8 protein-coding genes are annotated in these 7229 nt (G+C 74.2%); 6 read left to right on the top strand and 2 right to left on the bottom strand.

What is annotated here, in order from left to right; all coding sequences use genetic code 11:
* Positions 1-152 precede the first annotated feature (152 nt).
* Positions 153-788, top strand: coding sequence for a GNAT family N-acetyltransferase (locus ACFV3E_RS13560; protein WP_500534861.1), 636 nt, complete (start codon positions 153-155; stop codon positions 786-788).
* Between the two features lie 12 nt (positions 789-800).
* On the opposite strand, the gene ACFV3E_RS13555 is transcribed toward ACFV3E_RS13560, so the two are convergent.
* Positions 801-1235 carry an ATP-binding protein gene (locus tag ACFV3E_RS13555; RefSeq protein WP_500534843.1) on the bottom strand — a complete coding sequence of 145 codons (435 nt, stop codon included), beginning with the start codon at positions 1233-1235 and terminating at the stop codon, positions 801-803.
* 287 nt (positions 1236-1522) lie between these two features.
* On the opposite strand from ACFV3E_RS13555, the gene ACFV3E_RS13550 reads away from it, so the two are divergent.
* Positions 1523-2374, top strand: coding sequence for a helix-turn-helix domain-containing protein (locus ACFV3E_RS13550; protein ID WP_500534842.1), 852 nt, complete (start codon positions 1523-1525; stop codon positions 2372-2374).
* A 15-nt stretch (positions 2375-2389) separates the two neighbouring features.
* On the top strand, positions 2390-2641 hold the full coding sequence (locus ACFV3E_RS13545) for a DUF397 domain-containing protein (protein WP_500534841.1): 252 nt from the start codon (positions 2390-2392) through the stop codon (positions 2639-2641).
* 2 nt (positions 2642-2643) lie between these two features.
* Here ACFV3E_RS13545 and ACFV3E_RS13540 read toward each other — a convergent pair whose 3' ends face one another.
* Positions 2644-3792 (bottom strand): 8-amino-7-oxononanoate synthase, encoded by a 1149-nt coding sequence (locus ACFV3E_RS13540; RefSeq protein ID WP_500534840.1) that lies wholly within the window; start codon positions 3790-3792, stop codon positions 2644-2646.
* 147 nt (positions 3793-3939) lie between these two features.
* On the opposite strand from ACFV3E_RS13540, the gene bioB reads away from it, so the two are divergent.
* From bioB to bioD, 3 genes are read left to right on the top strand one after another with little or no spacing between them, the layout of a single operon-like run.
* Positions 3940-5157 (top strand): biotin synthase BioB, encoded by a 1218-nt coding sequence (gene bioB, locus ACFV3E_RS13535; RefSeq protein WP_500534839.1) that lies wholly within the window; start codon positions 3940-3942, stop codon positions 5155-5157.
* On the top strand, positions 5150-6442 hold the full coding sequence (locus ACFV3E_RS13530) for an adenosylmethionine--8-amino-7-oxononanoate transaminase (protein ID WP_500534838.1): 1293 nt from the start codon (positions 5150-5152) through the stop codon (positions 6440-6442). The genes bioB and ACFV3E_RS13530 overlap by 8 nt, the downstream gene beginning before the upstream one ends.
* Positions 6439-7170, top strand: a complete 732-nt coding sequence (bioD, locus tag ACFV3E_RS13525; protein WP_500534837.1) for a dethiobiotin synthase — start codon at positions 6439-6441, stop codon at positions 7168-7170. Before ACFV3E_RS13530 ends, bioD begins: the two co-directional genes overlap by 4 nt.
* Positions 7171-7229: the final 59 nt, after the last annotated feature.

Raw genomic sequence — 7229 nt, 5'->3', positions numbered from 1 at the left:
CCGGGGGGGGGGGGGTGCGTTTTCACTTTGTGGCCCCGCCGCTGGTGCCGGGGGGGTTTCCGGCCCCCCGGGGGCGGTGGCGGGGGCGGGGGGGCCCCGCCCCCCCGCGACCGGCACCGCGGACGTGCCGGTAGCGTGCCGGTGTGTCCCTGATGCGGATCCTCGCCGACGCCGCCGCGGGCGTCTTCCCGCCCGCCGACGGCTCGGTGACGGTCGTGCGGCAGCCCGCGCCGCGCGACGCCGGGGTGATCGCCTTCACCGCCCATGCCGTGGTCTTCGCGGACGCCGATCCGGAGCGGATCCACGGGCTGCTGCCGCCCGGCGACCTCTCGGCGCCGCTCAATCCGCCGTTCCTCACCGCGCTGTGCGGCCTGCTGGACCGCACGGTGAACAACGTCGACCTGCTGACCGCCGCGCCGGCCCTGCCGGGGCCGCCGCCGGCCGCCCTGGGCCTGCCCCTGCGGGAGACCGCCGACCGGGATCATCCGCGGATCGTCCGGGCCCTGCGGCACCGTGACGGGGTAAGGGCGTGGACGGTACCCGGGGGCACCGTGCTGACGGGCCGGGGTGTGGCGGGCCGCTGGGAGGCGGCCGTGGAGGTCGATCCGGGGGCGCGCGGTGCGGGCCTCGGCCGCCGGCTCGCGCTGGCGGCACGTCATCTCGTCCCGGAGGGCGGGACGGTGTGGGCGCAGATCGCCCCGGGCAACGCGGCGAGCGTGCGGGCGTTCACGGCGGCGGGCTTCGTGCCGATGGGCGCCGAGGCGCTGCTGCTCACCCGGGAGGACTGAGGGCCGCCGGGGTCAGTCGACGGCGGCCGCGGTGGCCCAGGGCAGGCTGATCCAGACCGTCTTGCCGCCCTCGGCGGTGGGGGTGACGAGCAGCGTGCCGCCCGCCTCCGCCGTGAGGTGACGGATGATCACCATGCCGCGGCCGTTGTCCTGCTGCACGGCGGCGGGCAGCCGCTGGGGCCACCGGGGGTGGCTGTCGGTGACCCCGATGCGCAGTTGCTCGTCCCGGTCCAGCTGGACGTCGAGGGTGAAGGTCGGGGACTGGCCGAGGGTGTGCAGCACCGCGTTGGTCGCGAGCTCGGAGACGATGAGCCGGACGGAGTCGGCGGGGTCCGAGTCCTCGGGCATGCCCCACTCCACCAGCAGCTCGCTCACGTAGCGACGTACCGCGGGGACCGAGGCAGGGTCGCTCGGCAGGGTGACGGATGCTTCCTGGTGGTCTGCCATGGCGACGCTGTCCCTTTCCCGCCGTGACCAGGACGCCGGCGCCTGCCGCGCCCGTGGCCGCACGCGCGACGGCCGGCGGCGCCGTGCCCCGCCTTCCGCGCGGCACGTCCCCGTTCGGCACTCACGCGCCAGAGTGTCACTCATCGTGCCCTTAATCGGGTGTCACCACAGCTATATGCATATATCTGTCGCCCAAAGCGGTGAACTCTGCTACGAGAGAACGTATTTGCGCGGCAGACTTCGCCCGGGGACCGGCGGGGGTGCCGGAACCAGGAGGTGCACACACCATGCAACAGGTGCCGGCGGTACGCCGCCGCAAGATCGGCTCGGAATTGCGCCGTCTGCGCGACACGGCGGGGCTCACGAGCGGTGAGGCCGCCCAGCGCCTGGGATGGCACCAGTCCAAGGTCAGCCGGATCGAGACCGGCCGCAGCGGAGTGCGTCCCGAGGACGTCACGGCCCTGCTGGACGTGTACGGGGTGCGCGACCAGCGGTTGCGGGAGATGCTCTCCGCGCTGGCGGGCGAGGTCGACCGGCGCGGCTGGTGGCATGAGTTCCGCGAGGAACTCCCGGCCGCCTACCGGGACTTCATCTCCCTGGAGACCGACGCCTGCCGGGCGCGGACCCTGGAGACCACGGTGGTGCCGGGACTGCTGCAGACCCCGGACTACGCCCGCGAGCTCACCCGGTCCGTCCTGCCGCAGCTCGGTCCGCGGCAGATCGCGACCCTGGTGCAGGTGCGGATGGCCCGTCAGGCGGTGCTGCGCGCCGATCCGCCGCTGGAGCTGTGGGCGGTGCTGGACGAGGCGGTGCTGCGCCGCAGGGTCGGGGGTCCCGGAGTGATGGCGGCGCAATTGAGCCATCTTGTGGAGCTGGGTTCACTGCCTCATGTGCATCTGCAGGTGCTGCCTTTCTCGGCCGGTGGGCATATAGGCGTCACAGGCCCTTTCGTAATCTTCTCATTTCCGCGCATTGCTGATCTCGACGTGGTTGTTCTCGACCATTTGACGAGTAGTCTCTATCTAGATCAGCACGAGGACGTCAGGGCGTACGGTGCTGCCTTCAATCGGTTGCGCTCCCATGCCCTGTCGAGTGAGCAGTCGCTGTCCTTCATCTCCGGCATCGGCAAAGGCGCGTAAGGAGGCACACCCCCCATGTCCGACGCTCTGCCTCAGTACGTCACCTCCAGTGCGTCCCTCTCAGGTGTGAATTGGCGACGCAGCAGCTACAGCACGGCGGCGAACAACTGCGTCGAGACGGCCCTCATCGGGGACGGGCCGCTCTCGGGTCAGCTCGCCGTACGCGACTCCAAGGATGTGCGCGGCCCCGCCCTGCTCTTCCCCCCGGCGGCCTGGGCGGAGTTCCTCGCCGCCGTGGCGACGGGGAGCCTGACCGAACGCCCCTGAACTCAGGGGCGCGGCGGCGCCGTACGGACGATCGTCCCCACGGCGTCGCCGATCTCCCGGTCCGTCAGGTCCGCCCGCGCGGTGAGCCGCAGCCGCGAGATCCCGTCGGGCACGGACGGTGGCCGGAAGCAGCCCACGGCGAGACCCGCCTCACGGCACGCCCCGGCCCACGCGACGGCCGCCTCGGGCGACGGTGCCCGCACCGACACCACGCACGCGTCCGGCGCGGTGGCGTCCAGCCCCGCCCCCGCCAGCCGCTCGTACAGCTCGCGGGCGACCGCCCGGGCCCGTACGGCGCGTTCCGGCTCGCGCCCGAGCAGGCGCAGCGCACCGAGCGCCGCGCCGGTGGCCGCCGGGGCGAGGCCCGTGTCGAAGATGAACGTCCGCGCGGCGTTGACCAGGTGCTCGATGACCCGGGCCGGTCCCAGGACCACGCCGCCCTGGCTGCCCAGGGACTTGGAGAGCGTGGCGGTGCACACCAGTCCGGGCGCGCCCGCCAGACCCGCCTCCGCGGCCGCCCCCCGGCCCCCGGGACCGAGCACCCCGAGCCCGTGGGCGTCGTCCACCAGCAGCGCGGCGCCGTGCTCGCGGCAGGCGGCGGCCAGCGCGCCGAGCGGGGCCGCGTCGCCGTCCACCGAGAAGACCGAGTCGGTGACGGCCACGGCAGGGCCTTCGTGGCCGGTCAGCGCCTTGCGCAGGGCGTCCGGATCGGCGTGCCGCACGACCTCGGTGGTGGCGCGGGAGAGCCGGCAGCCGTCGATGAGCGAGGCGTGGTTGCCGCTGTCGGAGACGAGGAGCGTGTCCGGCTCGGTGCTGAGCGCCGTGACGGCGGCGAGGTTGGCGGCGTAGCCGGAGGCCAGGACCAGCGCCGCCTCGAAGCCGCAGAAGGCGGCCAGTTCGGCCTCCAGCTCGGCGTGGATCTCGGTGCTGCCGGTGACCAGCCGTGAACCGGTCGAGCCGGCGCCCCAGCGCAGGCAGGCGTCCGCACCGGCCCGGGTCACCTCGGGGTGGTGGGCGAGCCCCAGGTAGTCGTTGGAGGCGAGGTCCAGCAGGGGTGACCGCGCGGGCCGCGGGCGCAGGGTGCGCACCAGCCCGGCCGCGCGACGCCGTTCGGCGTGCGCGTCGATCCAGTCGAACGGGTCGCGGGTCATGGTCGTCCCCTGGGGTCGGCGGAGGGTTCGGCGCCACCGTAGTGTGCCGGATCGTCTCGCACGGTGTGGTGATGCACACACCCTGAGCGAGCGGTCTTGTGGGATGCCCCATTGGCCCGGGCGCGCGCGGTACGCCAGGATCGCGACATGGATCTGCTGAATGCTTTGGTCGAGAAGGGCCTGCGCCGCGAGCTGCCCACCCGTGAGGAGGCGCTCGCCGTGCTGGCGACCTCCGACGACGAACTCCTCGACGTGGTGGCCGCGGCCGGCAAGGTGCGCCGCGCGTGGTTCGGCCGCCGGGTGAAGCTGAACTACCTGGTCAACCTCAAGTCGGGGCTGTGCCCTGAGGACTGCTCGTACTGCTCGCAGCGGCTCGGCTCGGAGGCCGGGATCCTCAAGTACACCTGGCTCAAGCCCGACGAGGCGGCGGCCGCCGCGGCGGCGGGGGTCGCCGGCGGTGCCAAGCGGGTCTGCCTGGTGGCGAGCGGACGCGGCCCGACCGACCGCGACGTGGACCGGGTCTCCAGGACCATCGAGGCCATCAAGGAGCAGAACGAGGCCGTCGAGGTCTGCGCCTGCCTGGGCCTCCTCTCCGGCGGGCAGGCCGAGCGGCTGCGCGGCGCGGGCGCCGACGCGTACAACCACAACCTCAACACCTCCGAGGCCACCTACGGGGACATCACCACCACGCACACCTACGCGGACCGGGTCGAAACGGTGCAACAGGCCCAGGCGGCGGGCCTGTCGGCCTGCTCCGGACTGATCGCGGGCATGGGCGAGAGCGACGAGGACCTGGTCGACGTGGTCTTCGCGCTGCGCGAGCTGGACCCCGACTCCGTCCCGGTGAACTTCCTCATCCCCTTCGAGGGCACCCCGCTGGCGAAGGAGTGGAACCTCACCCCGCAGCGGTGCCTGCGGATTCTTTCGATGGTGCGGTTCGTCTGTCCCGATGTGGAGGTCCGCATCGCGGGCGGCCGCGAGGTGCACCTGCGGAGCATGCAGCCGCTCGCGCTGCACCTGGCGAACTCGATCTTCCTGGGCGACTACCTCACCAGCGAGGGCCAGGCCGGCAAGACCGACCTCGACATGATCGCGGACGCCGGTTTCGAGGTGGAGGGCGCCGGCGAGGTGACCCTGCCCGAGCACCGTGCGGACGCGGCGGCCACGGCCGGGGGCTGCGGTTCCCACGCTTCCGCCGGCTGCGGCTCGCACGGCGAGGGCGGCGGCTGCGGCCCCTGCGGCGGCCACGCCCACGGCGACACCCACGGCGACCTCGCGCAGCCCGCGGCGGCCGGTGCCGCCCGCACCGACCTGGTGGCCGTGCGCCGCCGCGGCACCGGCACGGACCTGCCGCCCAATGCCTGAGCCGCTCACCCCGGGCGAGCTGCTGGCACTGGACCGGGAGCACGTCTGGCATCCGTACGGGCCCATGCCGGGCCGTCAGGAACCGCTCGTCGTCGAGTCCGCGGCCGGGGTCCGGCTGCGGCTCGCCGAGCCGTTCGAGGGCGCGTGCGAACTCGTCGACGGCATGTCGTCGTGGTGGTCGGCGATCCACGGCTACAACCACCCGGTGCTCAACGAGGCGGCCCGCGGCCAGCTGGACCGGATGAGCCACGTGATGTTCGGCGGGCTCACCCACGAGCCCGCCGTGCGGCTCGCCGCCCGCCTGGTCGAGATCACCCCCGATCCGCTGCGGCACGTCTTCCTCGCCGACTCCGGCTCGGTGTCGGTCGAGGTCGCGGTCAAGATGTGCCTGCAGTACTGGCGTTCGCTCGGGCGGCCGGAGAAGCAGCGCCTGATGACCTGGCGCGGCGGCTACCACGGCGACACGTGGCAGCCGATGTCCGTCTGCGACCCCGAGGGCGGCATGCACGGGCTGTGGTCCGGCGTCCTGCCCCGGCAGGTCTTCGCCGACGCGCCGCCGGCCGCGTACGAGGAGGCGTACGCCGGCCACCTGCGGGAGACGATCGCCGCTCACGCGCACGAGCTCGCCGCGGTCGTCGTCGAGCCCGTCGTGCAGGGCGCGGGCGGCATGACCTTCCACTCCCCCGCCTACCTGCGGGTGCTGCGCGAGGCCTGCGACGAGCACGACGTGCTGCTGGTGTTCGACGAGATCGCCACCGGCTTCGGACGGACCGGGACGCTGTTCGCCGCCGACCAGGCGGGCGTCTCGCCGGACGTGATGTGCGTCGGCAAGGCCCTGACCGGGGGCTACCTCACGATGGCCGCCACCTTGTGCACCGCGCGCGTCGCCGACGGGATCTCCCGGGGCGAGGTGCCGGTGCTCGCCCACGGCCCGACCTTCATGGGCAACCCGCTGGCCGCGGCCGTCGCCTGTGCCTCGCTCGACCTGCTGCTCGGCCAGGACTGGGCGCAGGAGGTCAAGCGGATCGAGGCCGGGCTGCGCGAGGGGCTCGCACCCGCCGCCGGCCTCCCCGGGGTACGCGACGTGCGGGTGCTGGGCGCGATCGGTGTCGTCCAGCTCGACCACCAGGTCGACCTCGCCGCCGCGACGCGGGCCGCCGCCCGCAGCGGGGTATGGTTGCGGCCGTTCCGGGACTTGATCTACACGATGCCCCCGTACGTCACGGGGGACGAGGACGTCGCGCGCATCTGCGCGGCGGTGCGCGCGGCGGCGGAGGCGGCATGACGGTGTTGTTCGTGACCGGTACGGGCACGGAGATCGGCAAGACGGTGACGACGGCCGCGATCGCGGCGACGGTGCTGCTCGGCGAGTACAGCGTCGCCTACCTGAAGCCCGCGCAGACCGGGGTGGGCCCCGGCGAGCCGGGCGACGCCGCCGAGGTCACCCGGCTCGCCGGCCCCGAGGTCACCGGCGTCGAACTGGCCCGGTACCCCGAGCCGCTGGCGCCCGCCACGGCCGCGCGGCGCTCCGGACTCGCCCCGGTGGGCCCGGCCGACATCGCGGAGGCGGCGGCGAAGCTGGCGGCGGTGCACGACATCGTCCTCGTCGAGGGCGCGGGCGGGCTGCTCGTCCGTCTCGACGACGCGGGCTCGACGCTGGCGGACGCGGCACGGATGCTCGCGGCCCCGGTGCTCGTGGTCGCCCCGGCCGGGCTCGGCACCCTCAACGGTGCCGCGCTGACGGCGGAGGCGCTGAAGGCCCGGGACCTGAAGTGCGCGGGCGTCGTCATCGGCAGCTGGCCGGACGACGCGGACCTGGCCGCCCGCTGCAACCTCGTCGACCTGCCCGAGGTCACCGGCGCCCCGCTCGTGGGCGCCCTGCCCGCCGGCGCGGCCGCCCTCGACCCCGCCGACTTCCGGCAGGCGGCACCCGGTTGGCTCTCCCCGCGCATCGGCGGCATCTGGGACGCCTCCGCCTTCACCTCGTACTGGGCACCCGCCGACCCCGCCTGACCCCGCGCCGCCGTCCGGCCCCGGGCCGCCCGGGGCCGGGCGGCGGCGCTGACGAAGGC

The organism is Streptomyces sp. NPDC059718 (assembly GCF_042733315.1).
Classification (GTDB): domain Bacteria; phylum Actinomycetota; class Actinomycetes; order Streptomycetales; family Streptomycetaceae; genus Actinacidiphila.
Note: the sequence above shows the minus strand (reverse complement) of the source record. Positions and strands in the feature narration are given on the sequence as shown.

Bases quoted from the DNA above. Each gene is read 5' to 3' on its own strand.
- ACFV3E_RS13560 (WP_500534861.1), top strand. From the start codon at position 153: ATGCGGATCCTCGCCGACGCCGCCGCGGGCGTCTTCCCGCCCGCCGAC.
- ACFV3E_RS13555 (WP_500534843.1), bottom strand. From the start codon at position 1,235: ATGGCAGACCACCAGGAAGCATCCGTCACCCTGCCGAGCGACCCTGCC.
- ACFV3E_RS13550 (WP_500534842.1), top strand. From the start codon at position 1,523: ATGCAACAGGTGCCGGCGGTACGCCGCCGCAAGATCGGCTCGGAATTG.
- ACFV3E_RS13545 (WP_500534841.1), top strand. From the start codon at position 2,390: ATGTCCGACGCTCTGCCTCAGTACGTCACCTCCAGTGCGTCCCTCTCA.
- ACFV3E_RS13540 (WP_500534840.1), bottom strand. From the start codon at position 3,792: ATGACCCGCGACCCGTTCGACTGGATCGACGCGCACGCCGAACGGCGT.
- bioB (WP_500534839.1), top strand. From the start codon at position 3,940: ATGGATCTGCTGAATGCTTTGGTCGAGAAGGGCCTGCGCCGCGAGCTG.
- ACFV3E_RS13530 (WP_500534838.1), top strand. From the start codon at position 5,150: ATGCCTGAGCCGCTCACCCCGGGCGAGCTGCTGGCACTGGACCGGGAG.
- bioD (WP_500534837.1), top strand. From the start codon at position 6,439: ATGACGGTGTTGTTCGTGACCGGTACGGGCACGGAGATCGGCAAGACG.